This window comes from Bradyrhizobium iriomotense (genome assembly GCF_018130765.1).
Classification (GTDB): domain Bacteria; phylum Pseudomonadota; class Alphaproteobacteria; order Rhizobiales; family Xanthobacteraceae; genus Bradyrhizobium; species Bradyrhizobium iriomotense_A.
The window spans coordinates 95,288-112,885 of the sequence record NZ_JAFCJZ010000017.1; the positions used below are offsets into that span (position 1 = coordinate 95,288).

The following is a 17,598-nucleotide window of genomic DNA, read 5'->3' on the forward strand; positions in this document are numbered from 1 at the left end:
GCCGGCGCGCAGGCGCGACCCCCGGTAGATGGCGCGGGCCTCCGAATCCAGCGGTAGCAAGGTTCGACCAAGGAGAAGCGTGATGTGGCGGATTGCCGTCGCCTGGCTGTCTTTGCTCGCAGCCGCTCCGTCGCAGGCGCAGGACCTGATCCGGCTGGCGCGTATCGCCGACATCCCCGATCAATATGTCGGCGGCGAGATGCTGCGGGCCGTCTACGCCAAGCTGAACATCAAGCTCGAATTCGAGGACGTTCCCGGCAAGCGGGCGCTCGCGCTGTCGAGCGCCGGCGAGGTCGACGGCGAGATCCAGCGGATCGCGACGCTCTCCCGCGACTATCCGACGCTGGTCCAGGTCACGCCGGCGATCAACTATATCGAACCCGCGGTGTTCACGACGAAGCTCCACTTCGATGTCGCCGGTTGGGATTCAATTCGAGACTACAGCATCGGCATCGTCCGCGGCGTCGGCTCATCGGAGGCCGGTACACGCGGCATGGCCCGCGTCACGGCGACGACCAGCTTGGAGAGCATGGTCAAGATGCTCGACGCCGATCGTTTCGACGTAATGGTCACCGACCTCTTCAGCGGGCTCGTCGCAGTGAGGAAGCTCAACCTGCAGGCAAGGATCTACCCGCTCTCGCCACCGCTCGAGCGCATCCACATCTATCACTATCTGCACGAACGCCATCGCGCTCTGGTGCCTGAGGTCGGCAAGGTGATCGCGCAGATGGAGGCGAGCGGCGAACTGGCAACGCTGCGCGAGCGCCTCGTCAAGCAGATCCTGAGCGCACCGTAAGCGGCGCCGGCTCAGGTCGCGCGAAGCCGCTCGCGAAAGGCAACGGCGGCAATGAGCACGCCGACGCACCAGGCCACGACCGCCCGGTGAGGCTCTTCGCCGAGCAGCACGGTGAATATGCTCGTGACCAGGCATGGCGCGATCGCGTTGCCGTTCCGGCTTGCCAGCGAGAGCAGGAACGGCAGCGCGGCGATTGATATTTGCAGGACGCTCATTCGCGAAGCCTGTCTCGCCAGAGACTTCAGAAGCCGCAGACATTGCGCGGGCGCTTGCCGCGGCGGCTCTCGACAGTGCGCTCGCCACCATTCTCGGCCGAGCTGCCGTAATAGCGGTGGTGACCGCTCTGGTCGTGCAGATCGGCCGGCCCCGATTGGGCCGCCCGCCGCGCGTCGCAGATGATCTTGATGGACTGACCCGACATTGCCGCCTCCGAATTCCTCAGCCTTCTTGGTGGTCATCAGTCGCATCGGCTTCAGGCGGCGTTCACGCCACGGGCTCCCAATCGGGTTTCAGGACGGTTTCGTCGCACACGCGGCGACGCAATATTTTTCTGCCAGGGGATTGTCGGCGCGGGCCACGGTGATACGTCCTTTGGGCCTGTACGCCCAAAAAACCAACGAGGTGACGATGCTCTACGCCATCCTGGCTTATCACGTGGAAGACGAAATCCTGTCCTGGACGCCCGAGCAGGACGCCGCGGTCGTGGCCAAAGTCATCGAGGTTCAGGCACCCATGAGGGCCAGCGGACTGCTTGGGCCGGCCGCGCGCCTGGACGAGACCCGAAAGGCCCGCACCTTGCGCGGCCCCGGCGCCGGCATGGTGCTGGACGGCCCATTTGCCGAGACGAAGGAGCAGCTTCTGGGCTTCCACCTCGTCAATTGCGCCACGGATGATGAGGCGATCGCAGCGGCGCGGAAGCTGCGCGAGGTCAACCCGACCGCGGTCTACGAAATCCGCCCGGTCAAGCTTTACGTGCCGTCCGATGGGTTCGGCACGACACAAGGCTGAGGCACCGGTCTACGCGTCCGGCCCGGTTTGCGCGACATAGAAGCGCTGGATCAGGAGCCCGCCGAAGGCGACGAACCACACGAAAGGCGCGACATGCGGCGCGAATGCCGCCACGATCGTGCCCGGAATGAACACGAGCAGCGGAAACAGCGAGGCCATGATCTCGTGGCGCCAGCCGCCCAGGATCGTCCACCACAGCCAGGCATTGAGCCCGGCGATCGCGGTCAGATGCAGCCCATAGAGCACCGCGACGGCGCTGCTCATGGCGTAATTGGTGTAGAGGCCGTTGGTCACCGGCAGCAGCACGATCGAGAGCAGGAAGAACAAATTGAGGATCACGCCGCCGCGGCTGCCGACCGGCTGGCGCGCCAGCCGCCGGTGATGGCTGATCCAGAACACGCCGGCGATGATGAAGCTGAGCGCGAGGCCGGCGAGCTTGCCGGAATAGACATGGGCGAGATCGCTCCAGCCGGGAGCGCTGGTGAAGACGGCGGCCTTGGGCAGGTCGTAGGCCAGAAGCGTCATGGCGACGCCGAAAATGGTGTTGCTGAGCGACTCCAGGCGCCGCATCTCAAACTGGTCGGGCTTGAGCTCGGTCATGCCGGGCGTGCTCTTCTCGGGCTGGAACCTTGGGCCGTCGCTTCCCCCTAAATCCTAATTCGGGTTCCGTCCAGCCGCATTGCGATTCGCGCCGGGATCGCCGACTCTCGGCCTTTCACTGGGGCGATTCGTGGCAACATATCTGGACACGCTCAATGCGGAGCAGCGCCGCGCCGTCGAGCATGGCGTGGCCGATGGCGCGACCGTGGGAAGCCCCCTGCTCGTCATTGCCGGCGCCGGCTCCGGCAAGACCAACACGCTGGCCCACCGCGTCGCACACCTGATCGTCGCCGGCGCCGATCCGCGCCGCATCCTGCTCATGACGTTTTCGCGCCGCGCCGCAGCCGAGATGGCCGGCCGGGTCGAGCGCATCGCGCGGAAGGTCCTGGGCGAGAACAACGCCGCGATCATGCGCGACGCGCTCACCTGGGCAGGCACCTTCCACGGCATCGGCGCGCGCCTGCTGCGCGAATATGCCGAGCGGATCGGCGTCGATCCCGCCTTCACCATCCACGACCGCGAGGATTCCGCCGACCTGATGAACCTGGTCCGGCACGAGCGCGGCCTGTCGAAGACCGAGAGCCGCTTTCCGGCCAAGGGCACCTGCCTGTCGATCTATTCGCGCTGCGTCAACGCCGAGATGGAGATCGAGAAGGTGCTGGGGGTGCACTATCCCTGGTGCGCGGGCTGGGCCGCCGAGCTGAAGGGCCTGTTTGCGGCTTACGTCGAGGCCAAGCAAGCCCAGCATGTGCTCGATTACGACGACCTCCTGCTGTACTGGTCGCAGATGATGGGCGATGCGCTGATCGCCGAAGAAATCGGCGGCCGCTTCGATCACGTGCTGGTCGACGAATATCAGGACACCAATCGCCTGCAATCCTCGATCCTGCTGGCGCTGAAGCCGGACGGACGCGGCCTCACCGTGGTCGGCGACGACGCGCAGTCGATCTATTCGTTCCGCGCCGCCACCGTGCGCAACATCCTGGACTTTCCGCAGAGCTTCTCGCCCCGCGCGGAAATGATCACGCTCGACCGCAATTACCGCTCGACGCAAGCGGTGCTGGCGGCGGCAAACGGCGTCATTGGTCTCGCGCGTGAGCGCTTCACCAAGAACCTCTGGACCGACCGCAGCTCCGGGCAGAAGCCGCAGCTCGTCACCGTGCACGACGAGGCCGACCAGGCGCGCTACATCGTCGAAGCGGTACTGGCCAACCGCGAGCAAGGCGCGCTGCTCAAGCACCAAGCGGTGCTGTTCCGGACGTCCTCGCATTCGGGGCCGCTCGAGATCGAGCTGACCCGCCGCAACATCCCGTTCTTGAAATTCGGCGGGCTGAAATTCCTCGACGCCGCGCATGTCAAGGACGTGCTGGCGCTGCTGCGCTTCGCCGAGAACCCGCGCGACCGCGTCGCCGGTTTCCGCATCCTGCATCTGCTGCCGGGCATCGGCCCCGCAACCGCTCAGCGCGTGCTCGACCAGATGGCCGAAAGCACCGATCCGCTGCACGCGCTCAGCCACCTCCCGGTGCCGGCGCGCACGGGTGCGGACTGGACCGACTTTGTCCGCACGGTCGAAAATCTGCGCTATTCGGAATGGCCTGTAGATCTCGAGCGCGTGCGGCTCTGGTACGAGCCGCATCTCGACCGCATCCACGAGGATTCCGAGACGCGCCGCGCCGATCTGATGCAGCTCGAGCAGATCGCCAGCGGCTATGCCTCGCGCGAAAAGTTCCTGACCGAGCTTACGCTCGATCCGCCGGATGCGACCAGCGACAAATCAGGTCCACCCTTGCGCGACGAGGATTATCTGATCCTCTCCACCATCCATTCCGCCAAGGGCCAGGAGTGGAAATCGGTGTTCGTGCTCAACGTCGTCGACGGCTGCATGCCGTCCGATCTCGGCGCCGGCACCAGCGCCGAGATCGAGGAGGAGCGCCGCCTGCTCTATGTCGCGATGACGCGCGCCAAGGACGATCTCCACCTCGTCGTGCCGCAGCGTTTCTTCGTCCACGGCCAGGCCGCCAAGGGCGACCGCCACGTCTACGCCTCGCGCACCCGCTTCATCCCGGAATCCCTGGTCTATCTGTTCGAGCGCGCCGCCTGGCCGAAGGCTGCAGCGGGTGCAGCGCGCACCGCAGCGCAAGGGCCGAAGATCGACATCGGGGCCAAGATGCGCGGGATGTGGCGATAGTTACGCGTCCAGCCTGTCGAACTGGACCTTGCCCGCCTTCATCACCAGCGGAATGTGCTCGCCCTGGCCGAGCAGGCAGGCGACATCGCGCAGCGGATTGCCGTCGACCACCAACAGGTCCGCGATGGCTTCGGGCGCGATGCGGCCGAGCTTGCCCTCCATGCCGAGCACCTCGGCGCCGATCAATGTCGCGCTGGCGATGACGGCGCGCGGGCCGAGTATCTCGGCACGAATGCGGAATTCGTCGCTCTGCAGGCGCTGCGACGGCCCGAGCAGATCGCTGCCAAACCCCATCTTCACACCGGCATCGCGATAGATCGCGAGCGAGCGCAGGCCGGCATCGCGGACATCGGCGATTTTGGCCACGCTCTCCGCCGGCAGGCCATATTGGGCGCCCTCGTTGGCCAGCGCCTCGTAGGTGACGAGCGTCGGCACCACATAGGCGCCCTTCTCGGCCATGAAACGCGCGGTCGGAGCATCAACCAGGTTGCCGTGCTCGATGGTGCGCACGCCGCAGCGGACCGCGCGTTCGATCGCCGCTGCGGTGTAGGCGTGGGCAAGCACATAGGTCTGGCGCCCGCGCGCCTCCTCGACGATGGCACGGATCTCGTCCTCGGAGTAGCCGAAGGCGCCGACCGGATCGGTCGGCGAGGCAACGCCGCCTGAGGCCATGATCTTGATCTGGTCGGCGCCCATCTGGAGCTCCTCGCGCACCGCCTTGCGCACGCCGTCGACGCCGTCGGCCACGCGCGCCAGCGCACCGACACGCACGCAGCAGGGACATGGCGCGTCGCTCGCGAGGTAATCCGAGCGCGCCCGCATGTCACCGTGGCCGCCGGTCTGGCTGAGCGCGCGGCCGGAGACGAACAGCCGCGGCCCGTCGGTCAGGCCGGTGTCGATCGCCTGCTTCAGCGCATGGCCGGCACCGCCGGCATCGCGGACCGTGGTGAAGCCGCGCCGCAGCATCCCGCGCAAGAGCAGCGTCGAACGCAGCGTCACCAGCACGTTCGGCATGTGCACCTGCTGCGCCAGGTTGAGCTCGACCGCGATGGCGTGCACGTGAAGATCGATCAGGCCGGGCATCAGCGTCTTGCCCTTCAGATCGATGGTGCGATCGGCGGTGGCCTGGAGCGGACGGTCGGAGACCTCCTTGATCAGATTGTCTTCGACCAGCACGTGCTGTCCTTCCAGCAAGTCCGGCTGGAGCGGGTCAAACAGAGCGGCGTTCTTGAAGAGGATGCTGGGCATCGCGACAGTCCTGTCAGAGATCGGCCGGCGCGAGCAGCGCCGGCAAGGTGAGCTGGGCAAAGGGAAGGCACGCAGCGACATCATCTTCGCCGTACCAGCCCGCCTCGTGAAGCAGATTGAGGGAGCCGAGCGTGCGCCCGCGCCAGCGCACGGGCATGTTGAGCACGCTCTCGCAGCCGAGCGAGGCAATCAGCTCGTGGTCGGAGAAGACGGTGCGCAGATCATCCTGGGTTCGGCCGATATAGGCCTCGCCGCGATCGAGCACGGCTTCGGTCCACGGGCCCGGCGCGAGGCGCTTGCGTCCGCCGGCCGGATACGGAGCGGGCTGATTGGAGTAGAGGCGCGCCACCTCGCCGGTTGCCTCGTCATAGGTCAGGATCGTGAACAGCTTGTGCCCGATCGCCGACTTCATGGCTTCGTCCAGCGCCACGAACAGCGCCTCCGGCTGATCCACCCTGCCCTGCGCAGCCGCGACAGCGCAGAGCAGCGGATCAGCCGTAACTTTCGTCCGCGTCATGCCACCTCACCCGCCGCGATCTCTTCCAGCGAACGGCCACGCGTCGGCACGCCCATCAGCACGACGGTGACGGCCCCGAGCAGCAGCACCGTGGTGGTGACGCCGAACACGCCGCCAAAGCCGAAATTCGGATAGAGATAGCCGACCAGGATTGGCGAGACGATCGCGCCGATGCGGCCAATCGCCGACGCAAGGCCTGCGCCCGTGGTCCTGACCGGCGTCGGGAACACCTCGGCGGTGTAGGCATAGACGCCTGCATAGGTGCCGTTCATGAACAGCGACAGGAAGATCCCCGCCGCCATGATCTGCTGGTCGCTCTGCGCGAAGGCGAGCCCGAGCGCGCTGATGCCGCCGAGCACCATGTAGGTCGCGATCGTCGCCTGCCGGCCGATGCGCTCGTTGAAATACGCGGCGCTGAAATAGCCGGGAATCTGCGCACAATAGATCGCGATCGAATAGGCGAAGCTCTTGGTGATGCTCATGCCGTTCTGGACCAGGAGGCCGGGGATCCAGACGAAGAAGGAATAATAGCTGAAGGTGATCGCCAGCCACATGATCCAGGTCATGATGGTGATGCGCGCCTGGCGGGCCGCAAGAAGCGCCGCGAAATTGGCGAGCAGCGTTCCACCGGTCCCGGTGGGTGCCGCGACTTCGACGACCGGCGGCGGCAGGACACGGCCTTCGCGCGCAAAGCTCGCCTCGATCCTGTCCAGCACGGCTTCGGCTTCCTTCTCCCGTCCCCGGCTTTCCAGCCAGCGCGGGGATTCCGGCAACGCCCGGCGCCACCACAGCAGCATGACGACCGGCACCGCAGTGATGACCAGCACGATGCGCCAGCCATTCTCATACGAAGGCACGATAAAGTAACCGAGCAGCGCGGCGGCGACGAAGCCGAAGGAGAAGAAGCCGGCGAGTGCGCCGGTGAAGCTGCCGCGGTAACGCCGCGCGACGAACTCCGCAAGATAAGGCGCGATGATCGCGCTCTCCGCGCCGGTGCCCATGCCGGCCACGACGCGCGCGGCGAAGAAGGACGGCCATGCGTCGACCGCGGCGCTCACGATCGATGCCGCGCAATACAGCGCCAGCGCCGACATCATCACCGCACGGCGGCCGATCAGGTCGCCCAGCGTGCCCGCCAGCAACGCGCCGAACAGGAAGCCGATATAGGTGCTGCTGCCGAGCACGCCGATCTGCACGCTCGTCAGATTCCACGCCGTGCGCAGCACCGGCAGGATGAAGGCCAGCACCGCCGCGTCCATCGCGTCGAACATGTAGCCGAGCCCGCCCATCAGCAGCAGGTGCGTGTGGAAGCGTGCGAACGGAAGGCGCTCGATGCGCGCCGATATCATCGACATGAAAGTCCCCCTCTGACGTCACGGGCCCGGCGCGCCGCTCGGGAGGGAACCATAGACAAAGTGACATTATCGTCATAATTTATAATCATGATCTGATATATCACCATGGTGAATGTTCGTGTCGTTCCGCGCGCTCGACCTCAACCTCCTGAAAGTCTTCGAGGCGCTGATGACCGAAGGCAGCGTCACGCGCGCCGCGAATGCGCTGCGGATGACCCAGCCCGCGGTGAGCAACGCGCTGGCGCGGCTGCGCGACGCGCTCGGCGATCCCCTGTTCGTCAGGTCCGGTACGGGGATTCGTCCCACCCAGCGTGCCGTGGTGCTGTGGGAGCCGATCGGCGAGGCCCTGGAAAGCGTCCGCGGCGCGCTCGACGAGCAGGTGTTCGATCCCGCACGAGCACAGACCGAGTTCAGCCTATCGATGTCGGACTACGTCTCCTCGCTGGTGATGCCGAACCTGCTCGGCCATCTCGGCAAGGTCGCACCGAAGTCGCGCGTCCACACCGTGCCCAATACCGTCGTCGAGATCGCCGACCAGCTCGAGGACAACAGGGTCGACTGCGTGCTCAGCGTCTATGTCAACGAGGCGCAGCAGCCGGCGGCCATCCGCTCACGCTCGCTATGGACCGTCGACTATGCCTGCTTCATGCGTCGCGGCCATCCGCTCGCCGCCCAGAAGCGGCTGAGCACGCGCACTTTCCTCAACGCAGGCCATGTCGACGTGAGCCTCGCCGGCAAGACCATGCCGTCCTACGACCTCTTCCTCGCCTCGCGCGGGCTGTCGCGCAACCTGGTTGCGACCGTCAATCATTACAGCGCCGCCTACGAGGTCGTGCGCCAGTCCGACCTGATCGCTGTGATGCCGAGCGACCTGCGCTCGCAATCGAGGCATGCACCACAGTTGCACGCCATGCCGCTTCCGCTCAAGGCGCCGCCGCGCATCGTCAGCCTGTTCTGGCACCAGCGCAACGACACCGTGCCGGCGCAGCGCTGGCTGCGCGAAACCCTGGTCGAGATGTTCGCCAGAGCCGATTGAGCCCGCGGTTCGATGAAGAATCGGAAACGATGCCTTTCCCGGATCAGCATTGTCGAAGCGGCCTCCCCGCCCTAGCTGCACCGCAACTATTTCCTTCCACATGACGGGCGCCGTTCGTGCGCCAAGAGACCTCATCGATGACCGCACCGCTTGAATTCGGACTGGACACCTTTGGCGACGTCACCAGGGACGCCTCCGGCGCGATGCTTCCGCACGCGCAGGTGATCCGCAACGTCGTCGACGAGGCCGTGCTGGCGGACGAGCTCGGGCTGAACTTCATTGGGCTCGGCGAGCATCACCGCGCCGACTTCGCGATCTCCTCGCCCGAGACCGTTCTCGCCGCGATCGCATCGCGGACCAAGCACATCCAGCTTGGCTCGGCCGTGACGGTGCTGAGCTCGGACGATCCGATCCGCGTCTTCCAGCGCTTTGCCACGCTGGACGCGCTCTCCAACGGACGCGCCGAGGTGATCCTCGGCCGCGGCTCGTTCACCGAATCCTTCCCGCTGTTCGGCTTCGACTTACGCAAGTACGAAGAGCTGTTCGAGGAGAAGCTCGATCTGTTCGCCGCACTGCTGTCGCAGCAGCCGGTGACCTGGCAGGGCAAGCTGCGCCCACCGCTGAAGGACCAACTGGTCTATCCCCCGGTCGAGAACGGCCGGCTAAAGACCTGGATCGGCGTCGGCGGCAGCCCGCAATCGGTGGTGCGCGCCGCGCATTACGACCTGCCTTTGATGCTCGCGATCATCGGCGGCGATCCCGCGCGCTTTGCGCCCTACGTCGATCTCTATCACCGCGCCTTCAAGGAGTTCGGCCGCCCGGCGCAGCCGATCGGCGTGCACTCGCCCGGCTATGTCGCCGAGACCGACGCGCAGGCCCGCGAGGAACTCTGGCCCGATTACAAGGCCATGCGCGACCGTATCGGCAAGGAGCGCGGCTGGCCGCCGATGGGCCGCGACGAGTTCGTCAGCGAAGCCGAGCACGGCTCGCTCTATGTCGGCTCGCCGGAGACGGTGGCGCGCAAGATCGCGAAGACCGCAAAGGCGCTCGGGATCTCGCGGTTCCAGCTGAAATATACGGCCGGCCCCCTGCCGCACGAGAAGCTGATGAAGAGCATCGAGCTCTATGGGCGCAAGGTGGTGCCGCTGGTGCGGGAGATGATGGAGTAGCCCTCGAGGCTACTTCATCAGCCCGAGCCGGCTTGCGCCGACATAGAGCGAGAGCACGGCGGCGTTCGAGACGTTGAGGCTCTTGATCTCGCCGGGCATGTCGAGCCGCACCACCACGCTGCAGGTCTCGCGGGTCAGTTGCCGCAAACCCTTGCCCTCGGCCCCTAACACCAGCGCAAGCGGCTCGCGCAGTGCGACGTCCGAAAGGTTCTCGGTGCCCTCGCTGTCGAGGCCGACGGTCTGGAAGCCACGCTCGTTGAGCGCGGTGAGCGCGCGGGCGAGGTTCTGCACGGTCACCATTGGCACCAGCTCAAGCGCACCCGAGGCGGCTTTCGCAAGCACACCGGTGGCTTCCGGGCTGTGACGTGCGGTGGTGACGATCGCCTTCACCGCAAAGGCCGCGGCCGAGCGCAGGATGGCGCCCACATTGTGCGGATCGGTGATCTGGTCGAGCACCAGCACCATGCCTTCCTGCTTCAGGGTCTCGATGTCAGGCGAAGCCAGAGGATCGGCTTCGGCGAGCAGGCCCTGATGCACGGCGTCGGGCGACAGCAGGCGGTCGATCTCCTGGGGCCGAACGATCTCGGGCGTGACGCGGGTCGCGATGTTTTCCTCCGCCAGCCGCCTTGCGGCGTTCTCGGTCAGCGTCAGCTTGCGGATCCGCCGCGCAGGATTGGCCAGAGCCATGGTGACGGTGTGCCAGCCATAGAGGATGACGGGCCCATCGGATTGCGAATCGCGGTCGCGCCAGGCCGGACGGCCGGCCGATTTTCCGGGCCTGTTGAAGGGCTTAGCCCCGCCGCGGGAGCCCCTCGGGGCGAATTTTTTGTCCTTCATGGGCTCGCTTGTGTCACGGGTGCCGGAATATGGCAATTTCGGTGCCTTCAGGGGCGATTTTAGCTGTTCGCCTCGGTTGACTTTGCCCCACCGCTTCGCCCATAAACGCGCCCGGTCGCGCCCCCATCCGGGCTGTCGCGGCCTTCACGTTCCATGGCCGTCTTCGGTCCGCCGGCAAGGTCCGGCCCGATTGTGCTGCCGTCGAGCGGGGGAGTGTCCCGAGTGGCAAAGGGAGCTGACTGTAAATCAGCCGCCTCATGGCTTCGCAGGTTCGAGTCCTGCCTCCCCCACCAGCCTTCGCTCGCTTCGCGAGCTACGGCTAGGCAAGCCAGTTCAGAACATCATTAAGCGAAGCGAGCGAAGGCTGCCACGCCGTAGCCGGTAGGCGTAGGCGGGCTGACGGCCAAAACCGATTCCGATCGCGACCACGCGCACACCCATAAAACAAAACGCCCGTCCGCATCACGCGAACGGGCGCTTGGCAAATCTCAACCGATCAGAGATCAGTAGTAACGGCGCAGCACGCGGTGACCGCCGTAATACGGCGCGTGACGGTGGGCGTAGCCATAGCGCGGGCCGTAGCCATAGTGCACGCGCGGCAGATAGCCGTAGCGCGGGCCGTAGCCGTAGCGATACGGACGGTAGTACGGGCGGTGATAGGGGGCGGCGCGATAGCCATAGCCGTAGCCGTAATTGGCGGGAGCGACGACCGCGTCCTCACGATAGGTTGGATACGGCGCGAAGGCGCCCGGGCCGGTATAGGTCGGGCCCTGGTTGACGTAATAGTACTGCGTGGTCGGCTCGGCGAGACGCTCATAGGCGCCATAGCCGTATCCATAACCATAGCCGCCGCAGCCGGTGTTGCAGCCGGTATAGACCGGCGCAACGGGCGCGCACGCGCTGAAGCCGCAAGCCGCGGCAGGCGCAGCCCCGACAAACATCACGGCAGCCGCCGCGACCAGTCCCGAAATCATTTGACGCATTACTCTCTCCTGTTGATTTCCGTTTGTTGGAATTTGTCTTGGATTCTTGACGCTTCTTAACCCGGCGGCTTGCCGGGGATTTCGACATGCGGCCGTGGCCGGGGACGCCGCGGACGGTCGTTGATCTCCGGCGCGTAGATCACCGGCGGCGGATCGACGGGCACGTCCATCTGCGCCGGCAGCGGCGCGGACGACGCGCCCCAGCTCTGGTGATAGCTCTCGGCGGGTTTTGGCAATTTGCGGTTCGCGGGCGGCTCGACCTCGAGCCGGCCGTAGCCGGGCCGCAAGCCGAGCGTCGGATAATAATGGCCGACGTCGGAAGGCTGCCGTTCGGCGATATAGCGTCCGCCATAGATCGTCGGCTGCACCTGGACGTTCTTGCCCAGGCCCCAGACACCTTCGACGACGGCGTAGGACGCATCGATGTTGTTGATGATGATGGGCACGCCGGGACGGCCGGGCACGACGATGTCGAAGCCGCCGCCGGCAAACGCCGTCGCAGGCAGTCCGATCAGAAAGGCAGCGAGCGCCACAGCGCGCATGAGAAGGCCCCGGTTATCCGGAACACAACCTAACCGATCACGACACCGAGAGGGTTAAGGCCTGCTCACCAAATTCCGGTAAGCCTAACGCGTAAGGATCGACAGCTGCTCAAATGCCGAAAGGCGCGCTAGCGAAGCGTTAACGCGGCGCAAATTCACGGCGCGTGCCGGATCGGGCAAGGTTGCGTGGCACAAATTTCACATCCTGGGCGGGCTCACGTCGATGTTACCCCGCAGGCGAGAATCCGCGGAACGACTGCCGGAGGTCGCACTTAGCACAGGTCTCAACAACATGGAGAAAATGCCATGACGAGCCCAAGGCTTCTTGGCTTGGCCGCAATCGTCGCGTCCACGCTGGCAACACCGGCCTTCGCGCAAACGACGGTCGACAATTCGGGCCGCTGCACGGGGCTATTCCAGGATCCCAATTGCCAGAATCTCGGTCCCGCCAATTCCACCACCGACCGCGCCTATCGCCGCCGCCACATGGCCCGCAACCAGGTGAATCCGAACGATGGACGGCAATCGGGCTTCTGGCCGCTCGATACGGCGGGCGCAGTGGCTGGCGCAGCCGTCGGAACCGCAGCAACGGTCGCCGCCGCGCCGTTCCAGGGCTGGGGCAATTCCTACGCGAGTTACGATCGCGGCGGCCCCGGCTGGTACGGCAATTGGAACGCCTATGCGGCCCGCAACGGCATCGTCTGCAGGCCCGGCACCTGGATCAAGGGCGAAGACGGCCGGCGGCACCTCTGCCAGTAAGGCCCTCCTCCATCGGGTTGAACGGTTTCAGGCGGCCCAACGGGCCGCCTGTTTCATGCCCGGCGAGATGCAGCCTTCGGGTTCTGGCACTTTCCAATCAAGTCTGGTATTGCGGCGCGCACAGGCGGACAGCCCCCGGCGCATGCCGAGCCCGGCCCCGCTTCCCAGCGTCGCCGGCTTAGCTCAGCGGTAGAGCAGCGGTTTTGTAAACCGAAGGTCGGGGGTTCAATCCCCTCAGCCGGCACCATTGGTTTAGCCGACACAGCGTCATGACCTGACGCAAGAACTAAAACATCAGTCCGGCGTTATACTCTCACCATAGAGCCGTCTCGCGGAGGTCTAGCGATGGACCCGAATGATCGAGCAGCCTTAGCCCTATCCGCTGTCGCCTTGGCCATCGCCATTGTGGTGGCATCGACAGTGACGTTAGAGCGCGTCAATACCCGCACCGCCAGCAACGACGCACCTCCCGGAACGGTCGGACTCGCCCGGCCTCACCCGCCGCTGGACCGTGCTCCCGGTGAACCGATACAGACGACAGGAACGCCGTCTAACGCAAGGCAGCGTCCCTGACCGAACACCGCCGCGGATGCCTGCGCCTCAGCCTGAACTCGTCCGCGCGCTGCCCTGTTCGAAGTGTGCGACGCCGGCGCCGCCGATCTCGACCCAGGCATGTTTCGATTGCTCGAACACCGATCTGACGGGCGCCGGAAAATCCGGGTCCGCGATGGCGCCGACGGCGACGCCGATCATGTCAGGCAGATTGTCGGCCTTCCAATAGACCGTCGAGCCGCAGTCCGAGCAAAAATAGAAGCGGACCTCGCCCCCGCTTGCGGCGGCGCGAACGTACTCCTTCGGCGTCCCGGAGATCGTGACGGTTTCGACCGGGTAAAACGCACCGACACCGAACGGTGCCCCGGTTCTTCGCTGGCAGTCGATGCAATGACAAGCCGCGACCAGCCTGGTCGGTCCTGGAAGCGAAAGTGAAACGGCGCCGCAACTGCATTTGGCATTGATCATCTGATATCCTCCAGCCGCCACAGCCCAAGGCTCTTGTCGCGCCAGCCGCCATCGCCCTCCTCGCAGCGCTCGTTGATCAGCTCGCGCGGCGCGGGCCAGTTGAACGGGGTCTTTGCCATGTTCAGCGCGCGCCAGTCGCCGTCCTCGCAATCGCGATTGTCGTCCCATTCGGGAAACGTCGTGAGAAGCAGGAAGCGCGCGCCGCTCGCACGAAAATTCCGCAACGCCCGCGAGATGTTGTCGAAACTCAAATGCACCAGGCAGTCGCGGCACAGGATCAGGTCGACGGACGGCAGCACATCGCGCGTGATATCCCCAACATCGAAGCGACCGGAAAGCTCACCGCGCGCCGCGCGCTCGCTATTGGCCGCGATCAGCGACGGCACGATGTCGATGCCGGTGTAGTCGAGATCGAGCTTCATGCGGCCGATCCAGCCCGCATCGCCGCAGGGCGCATCGAGCAGCGAGCGCACGCCGAGCCGTTGCAGCAGCGGAGGAAGCGCCTCCCGGATCGCGCTCGTTGCGACATCCTCCGAGCCAAGGCCGGAGACCGAGCTCGCAGCGCCCCAAAGGTTGGTCCGCTCGATCCGCACGAACCGCGCGGCGAGATCGAGACCCGCGAAATTGTCGCGGTCGGCGACGAAGCGCTCGTGAGCGAGCACGGGAGGACGATCGGGGATCATCTGACAAAACGCATGTCGAAATTCCGGCGCAAACACAATAGACGTTGCTGATCGCGATTGATACCTCCTGAAAGTGAGCCCGCTGATGATCACCCGACGAACGGCGCTGAGCGGCCTTGCGACGCTACTGGCGCCCTGGAGAGCGTATGCCGCGCCAAGCGAACAGCTCGGCATTGCCTCCGGGAGCAACAGCCTGCCGGTGTCGCGCTACGCGGCAGCGGCGGCCGGAAAACGTTCAGCCGTGATCGCGCTGCACGGTTCGCGCGGCATCGAGCTCAGGCCCCACGCTTACGAGCGATACGCTGACGCGCTGTCTACCAAGGGCATCGACGCCTATTTTTTGCACTACCTCACTCCGGCCGACACAGAGGTGATCACGTCGAAGACTAGCACGCCTCAGAGCCGCAGTGCCTATTACACGACACGGTTCGACGGCTGGGCGGACGCAGTCTCCGCAACCGTGACGACCATCCTGGGACGATCCGACAGTTCGGGACGCATCGGCCTGCTCGGCTTTTCGCTAGGCGGCTACGTTGCCGCCAACACCGCCGCCCGCGACGAACGCCTCGCAGCGCTCGCAGTGCTCTATGGAGGCATGCCCGAGGCCACCATCGCCAAGGTCAGGCATCTGCCGCCGCTGATCGAATTGCATGGCGAAGCGGACAGGAACGTCCCCATCTCGGAGGGACGGCAACTGGTCGAACTCGGCAAGTCGGTCGGCGCCGAGTCCGAATTCGTCCCCTATCCCGGAAAGCCTCACGGCTTTGATTTCTCCGACACCGACCCGATGACATCGGATGCGATCGATCGCGTCACGCGGTTCTTCCAGGCGAGGCTCACCGCCTGAGCTGTCCGGCCGTCGCTGACTTCGTTCATGGATCGACCTTCGGGAATTCATGTTGGTCGCGCACTGCGCGGGGACGGCTACTGACGACAGGTTGGGTCAGAGTTCAACATGAGGTAGCATGCGCATCCCATGCCTTCCACCACCGCCAAGGAAAAGGCCAAGATGGTCGCCGGTGCGGCTACGGCCGTCATCATGACGGCCGTGCTGTTCGTTATCGTTCTTGCACTACTGCTGCCGCAATAGGCGCTATCAGTGCGGCGGGACGAATGCCGCCGTTCATCCTTACGCCGCGCGCACCGTGCGCAGGAATTTTCCGACTTCGTCCTTCAGCCGGGTGCTGTCGTTCGCCAGCATCTTCGCGGTCGAGAGCACCTGCGAGGACGCCGAGCCGGTCTCGGCGGCGCCGCGCTGCACGTCGGTGATGTTCGAGGAGACCTGCTGGGTGCCGTGCGCGGCCTGCTGCACGTTGCGCGAGATCTCCTGGGTCGCAGCGCCCTGCTCCTCGACGGCCGCAGCGATGGTCGAGGACACTTCCGAGAGCCGCTCGATCGTCGCGGAAATGTCGCGGATCGCGTTCACCGATTCCTGCGTCGCGGTCTGGATGCCGGAAATCTGCTGGCTGATCTCGCCGGTGGCCTTCGCGGTCTGCTCGGCCAGCGTCTTCACTTCGGAGGCAACGACCGCGAAGCCGCGGCCGGCCTCGCCGGCGCGCGCCGCCTCGATCGTGGCGTTGAGCGCCAGCAAGTTGGTCTGGCCGGCAATGGTGTTGATCAGCTCGACGACGTCGCCGATGCGGGTGGCGGCGACCGAGAGCTCGCTGACGCGCTCGGTCGTGGTGCGCGCCTGGGTGACGGCTTCGCCCGCCATCCGCGCCGACTCCTGAACCTGGCGGCTGATCTCGTTGACCGAAGAGGACAGCTCTTCCGTCGCGGTCGCAACGGACTGCACGTTGCCAGTCGCTTCGCCCGAGGCGGCCACGACGACCGAGGTCAGCTCCTGCGCGCGATGCGCGGTGGTGGCCAGCGTCGAGGACGATGCCTCGAGCTCGGTGGACGCCGATCCAACCGTCTCGATGATCTCGCCGACCGCCCGCTCGAAGCCGTCGGCAAGGTTGATCATGTCGCGGCGGCGCTGCTCGGCTGCCTGCTTCTCGGCTTCGGCCTGCGCCGCCTTGAGCCGCTCGACCTCGAGCCCGTTGGTCTTGAAGATTTCGACGGTCTTGGCCATGTCGCCGATCTCGTCGCGGCGCTCCTTCTCGGGCACCTCGATCTTGAGATCGTTGCGGGCGAGCCCTTCCATGGCGAGCTTGAGCCGGGCGATCGGCCGGGACATCGCATTGAGGCCGATGAACAGCGCGATCGCAATTCCGAGGATCAGGCCGCCCGCGCTGACGCCCACCACGGTCCAGGTCGCAGACCGGGCATCGCGGTTGATGGCTTCCTTGCGCTTGCCCGCCGCCTGCGCAGTGTCGGTCACGAACTGCACGATGCGTGCGAGGGCCGCATCCAGCACCGGATCGCACTCCTTGTGCGCGCGATCGGCAGCCTTGGCGTTCTCCTCCACGCTGCTCGCCTGCGCGCCGGCCTGGAGCACCGGATCGCAGCTGACGAACGCGGCTTTGAGCTGGTCCGCGATGCTTCTGATCTGGCTCGCGCGGGAGGGATCGTCCTTCTCCGCCACGTCGAGGTATTGGCCGATCTCGTTGCGGTTCTGGTTCGCGGTCTTCAGACGGGCGGCGTTGCCCGCCTCTGTCGCCTCGGTGAAGACCGCATAGAGCGCCGCATGATAGGTCTCGGCGCGGCGCTGGGCGCGCGTCAGGTTGAGGGCGGAGGATTGCGCGGCAGCGAGCTCGCTGAACCCATCGACGGTCGCGGAGAGTTCGCGCGCGCCGAAGCCCGCGACGGCGATCATCGCGCAGCCCATCACGGCCACGATCAGCGCAACCTTCCACACGATCTTCAGATTGTTCAAAAAGCTCATCTCAGCCGTCCAATGAATTTTCGGGCAGGG

The 17,598-nt window shown here is 65.7% G+C and carries 19 protein-coding genes and 2 tRNA genes; 9 read left to right on the forward strand and 12 right to left on the reverse strand.

From position 1 onward, the window contains the following. Positions 1-82: 82 nt before the first annotated feature. Entirely contained in the window at positions 83-796 is a 714-nt protein-coding gene (locus JQ635_RS26430) for a substrate-binding periplasmic protein (protein WP_211412705.1), read from the forward strand. A gap of 11 nt (positions 797-807) precedes the next feature. Here JQ635_RS26430 and JQ635_RS26435 read toward each other — a convergent pair whose 3' ends face one another. After that, a complete protein-coding gene (locus JQ635_RS26435; protein ID WP_211412706.1) occupies positions 808-1,011 on the reverse strand; it encodes a hypothetical protein in 204 nt (67 codons plus the stop codon). Between the two features lie 26 nt (positions 1,012-1,037). Further along, positions 1,038-1,217, reverse strand: coding sequence for a hypothetical protein (locus JQ635_RS26440; RefSeq protein WP_211412707.1), 180 nt, complete (start codon positions 1,215-1,217; stop codon positions 1,038-1,040). Positions 1,218-1,423: 206 nt separating this feature from the next. Here JQ635_RS26440 and JQ635_RS26445 point away from each other — a divergent pair, with 206 nt between their 5' ends. Then, positions 1,424-1,804, forward strand: a complete 381-nt coding sequence (locus JQ635_RS26445; RefSeq protein ID WP_211412801.1) for a YciI family protein — start codon at positions 1,424-1,426, stop codon at positions 1,802-1,804. Positions 1,805-1,813: 9 nt separating this feature from the next. On the opposite strand, the gene JQ635_RS26450 is transcribed toward JQ635_RS26445, so the two are convergent. Next, positions 1,814-2,404, reverse strand: a complete 591-nt coding sequence (locus JQ635_RS26450) for a TMEM175 family protein (protein ID WP_211412708.1) — start codon at positions 2,402-2,404, stop codon at positions 1,814-1,816. Positions 2,405-2,534: 130 nt separating this feature from the next. Here JQ635_RS26450 and JQ635_RS26455 point away from each other — a divergent pair, with 130 nt between their 5' ends. Further along, the gene (locus tag JQ635_RS26455; protein WP_211412709.1) at positions 2,535-4,592 is read left to right on the forward strand and encodes an ATP-dependent helicase; all 2,058 of its coding nucleotides are present in this window, start codon (positions 2,535-2,537) and stop codon (positions 4,590-4,592) included. On the opposite strand, the gene JQ635_RS26460 is transcribed toward JQ635_RS26455, so the two are convergent. Genes JQ635_RS26460 through JQ635_RS26470 form a run of 3 tightly spaced genes read right to left on the reverse strand, consistent with a single transcriptional unit; the run spans position 4,593 to position 7,712 of the window. Beyond that, positions 4,593-5,840, reverse strand: a complete 1,248-nt coding sequence (locus tag JQ635_RS26460) for a metal-dependent hydrolase family protein (RefSeq protein ID WP_211412710.1) — start codon at positions 5,838-5,840, stop codon at positions 4,593-4,595. Between the two features lie 13 nt (positions 5,841-5,853). Beyond that, the gene (locus JQ635_RS26465) at positions 5,854-6,357 is read right to left on the reverse strand and encodes a GAF domain-containing protein (protein WP_211412711.1); all 504 of its coding nucleotides are present in this window, start codon (positions 6,355-6,357) and stop codon (positions 5,854-5,856) included. Continuing rightward, positions 6,354-7,712 carry an MFS transporter gene (locus JQ635_RS26470; RefSeq protein WP_211412712.1) on the reverse strand — a complete coding sequence of 453 codons (1,359 nt, stop codon included), beginning with the start codon at positions 7,710-7,712 and terminating at the stop codon, positions 6,354-6,356. The genes JQ635_RS26465 and JQ635_RS26470 overlap by 4 nt, the downstream gene beginning before the upstream one ends. Before the next feature lie 112 nt (positions 7,713-7,824). On the opposite strand from JQ635_RS26470, the gene JQ635_RS26475 reads away from it, so the two are divergent. Further along, positions 7,825-8,748, forward strand: a complete 924-nt coding sequence (locus JQ635_RS26475; RefSeq protein WP_211412713.1) for a LysR family transcriptional regulator — start codon at positions 7,825-7,827, stop codon at positions 8,746-8,748. Between the two features lie 137 nt (positions 8,749-8,885). Then, positions 8,886-9,917 (forward strand): LLM class flavin-dependent oxidoreductase, encoded by a 1,032-nt coding sequence (locus JQ635_RS26480; RefSeq protein ID WP_211412714.1) that lies wholly within the window; start codon positions 8,886-8,888, stop codon positions 9,915-9,917. 9 nt (positions 9,918-9,926) lie between these two features. Here the strand turns inward: JQ635_RS26480 and rlmB are convergent, their stop codons facing one another. Continuing rightward, positions 9,927-10,754 carry a 23S rRNA (guanosine(2251)-2'-O)-methyltransferase RlmB gene (rlmB, locus tag JQ635_RS26485; RefSeq protein WP_211412715.1) on the reverse strand — a complete coding sequence of 276 codons (828 nt, stop codon included), beginning with the start codon at positions 10,752-10,754 and terminating at the stop codon, positions 9,927-9,929. 207 nt (positions 10,755-10,961) lie between these two features. On the opposite strand from rlmB, the gene JQ635_RS26490 reads away from it, so the two are divergent. Continuing rightward, positions 10,962-11,047 (forward strand) — tRNA-Tyr (locus tag JQ635_RS26490). Between the two features lie 210 nt (positions 11,048-11,257). Here JQ635_RS26490 and JQ635_RS26495 read toward each other — a convergent pair. Next, a complete protein-coding gene (locus tag JQ635_RS26495; RefSeq protein ID WP_211412716.1) occupies positions 11,258-11,737 on the reverse strand; it encodes a hypothetical protein in 480 nt (159 codons plus the stop codon). Positions 11,738-11,793: 56 nt separating this feature from the next. After that, positions 11,794-12,279, reverse strand: coding sequence for a hypothetical protein (locus JQ635_RS26500; RefSeq protein ID WP_211412717.1), 486 nt, complete (start codon positions 12,277-12,279; stop codon positions 11,794-11,796). A gap of 306 nt (positions 12,280-12,585) precedes the next feature. On the opposite strand from JQ635_RS26500, the gene JQ635_RS26505 reads away from it, so the two are divergent. Then, positions 12,586-13,038 (forward strand): hypothetical protein, encoded by a 453-nt coding sequence (locus JQ635_RS26505; RefSeq protein ID WP_211412718.1) that lies wholly within the window; start codon positions 12,586-12,588, stop codon positions 13,036-13,038. Between the two features lie 172 nt (positions 13,039-13,210). After that, positions 13,211-13,285 (forward strand) — tRNA-Thr (locus JQ635_RS26510). Positions 13,286-13,638: 353 nt separating this feature from the next. Here JQ635_RS26510 and JQ635_RS26515 read toward each other — a convergent pair. Continuing rightward, positions 13,639-14,058, reverse strand: coding sequence for a GFA family protein (locus JQ635_RS26515; protein WP_211412719.1), 420 nt, complete (start codon positions 14,056-14,058; stop codon positions 13,639-13,641). Further along, positions 14,055-14,741, reverse strand: a complete 687-nt coding sequence (locus JQ635_RS26520; protein ID WP_211412720.1) for a class I SAM-dependent methyltransferase — start codon at positions 14,739-14,741, stop codon at positions 14,055-14,057. The genes JQ635_RS26515 and JQ635_RS26520 overlap by 4 nt, the downstream gene beginning before the upstream one ends. A gap of 85 nt (positions 14,742-14,826) precedes the next feature. On the opposite strand from JQ635_RS26520, the gene JQ635_RS26525 reads away from it, so the two are divergent. After that, the gene (locus JQ635_RS26525; RefSeq protein WP_246583781.1) at positions 14,827-15,588 is read left to right on the forward strand and encodes a dienelactone hydrolase family protein; all 762 of its coding nucleotides are present in this window, start codon (positions 14,827-14,829) and stop codon (positions 15,586-15,588) included. A gap of 282 nt (positions 15,589-15,870) precedes the next feature. On the opposite strand, the gene JQ635_RS26530 is transcribed toward JQ635_RS26525, so the two are convergent. Then, the gene (locus JQ635_RS26530; protein ID WP_211412721.1) at positions 15,871-17,568 is read right to left on the reverse strand and encodes a methyl-accepting chemotaxis protein; all 1,698 of its coding nucleotides are present in this window, start codon (positions 17,566-17,568) and stop codon (positions 15,871-15,873) included. Positions 17,569-17,598 lie beyond the last annotated feature (30 nt).

What these genes read in the sequence shown, in the direction of transcription:
- JQ635_RS26430 (WP_211412705.1), top strand. Translation starts at nt 83, where the DNA reads ATGTGGCGGATTGCCGTCGCCTGGCTGTCTTTGCTCGCAGCCGCTCCG.
- JQ635_RS26435 (WP_211412706.1), bottom strand. Translation starts at nt 1,011, where the DNA reads ATGAGCGTCCTGCAAATATCAATCGCCGCGCTGCCGTTCCTGCTCTCG.
- JQ635_RS26440 (WP_211412707.1), bottom strand. Translation starts at nt 1,217, where the DNA reads ATGTCGGGTCAGTCCATCAAGATCATCTGCGACGCGCGGCGGGCGGCC.
- JQ635_RS26445 (WP_211412801.1), top strand. Translation starts at nt 1,424, where the DNA reads ATGCTCTACGCCATCCTGGCTTATCACGTGGAAGACGAAATCCTGTCC.
- JQ635_RS26450 (WP_211412708.1), bottom strand. Translation starts at nt 2,404, where the DNA reads ATGACCGAGCTCAAGCCCGACCAGTTTGAGATGCGGCGCCTGGAGTCG.
- JQ635_RS26460 (WP_211412710.1), bottom strand. Translation starts at nt 5,840, where the DNA reads ATGCCCAGCATCCTCTTCAAGAACGCCGCTCTGTTTGACCCGCTCCAG.
- JQ635_RS26465 (WP_211412711.1), bottom strand. Translation starts at nt 6,357, where the DNA reads ATGACGCGGACGAAAGTTACGGCTGATCCGCTGCTCTGCGCTGTCGCG.
- JQ635_RS26470 (WP_211412712.1), bottom strand. Translation starts at nt 7,712, where the DNA reads ATGTCGATGATATCGGCGCGCATCGAGCGCCTTCCGTTCGCACGCTTC.
- JQ635_RS26475 (WP_211412713.1), top strand. Translation starts at nt 7,825, where the DNA reads ATGTTCGTGTCGTTCCGCGCGCTCGACCTCAACCTCCTGAAAGTCTTC.
- JQ635_RS26480 (WP_211412714.1), top strand. Translation starts at nt 8,886, where the DNA reads ATGACCGCACCGCTTGAATTCGGACTGGACACCTTTGGCGACGTCACC.
- rlmB (WP_211412715.1), bottom strand. Translation starts at nt 10,754, where the DNA reads ATGAAGGACAAAAAATTCGCCCCGAGGGGCTCCCGCGGCGGGGCTAAG.
- JQ635_RS26495 (WP_211412716.1), bottom strand. Translation starts at nt 11,737, where the DNA reads ATGCGTCAAATGATTTCGGGACTGGTCGCGGCGGCTGCCGTGATGTTT.
- JQ635_RS26500 (WP_211412717.1), bottom strand. Translation starts at nt 12,279, where the DNA reads ATGCGCGCTGTGGCGCTCGCTGCCTTTCTGATCGGACTGCCTGCGACG.
- JQ635_RS26505 (WP_211412718.1), top strand. Translation starts at nt 12,586, where the DNA reads ATGACGAGCCCAAGGCTTCTTGGCTTGGCCGCAATCGTCGCGTCCACG.
- JQ635_RS26515 (WP_211412719.1), bottom strand. Translation starts at nt 14,058, where the DNA reads ATGATCAATGCCAAATGCAGTTGCGGCGCCGTTTCACTTTCGCTTCCA.
- JQ635_RS26520 (WP_211412720.1), bottom strand. Translation starts at nt 14,741, where the DNA reads ATGATCCCCGATCGTCCTCCCGTGCTCGCTCACGAGCGCTTCGTCGCC.
- JQ635_RS26525 (WP_246583781.1), top strand. Translation starts at nt 14,827, where the DNA reads ATGATCACCCGACGAACGGCGCTGAGCGGCCTTGCGACGCTACTGGCG.
- JQ635_RS26530 (WP_211412721.1), bottom strand. Translation starts at nt 17,568, where the DNA reads ATGAGCTTTTTGAACAATCTGAAGATCGTGTGGAAGGTTGCGCTGATC.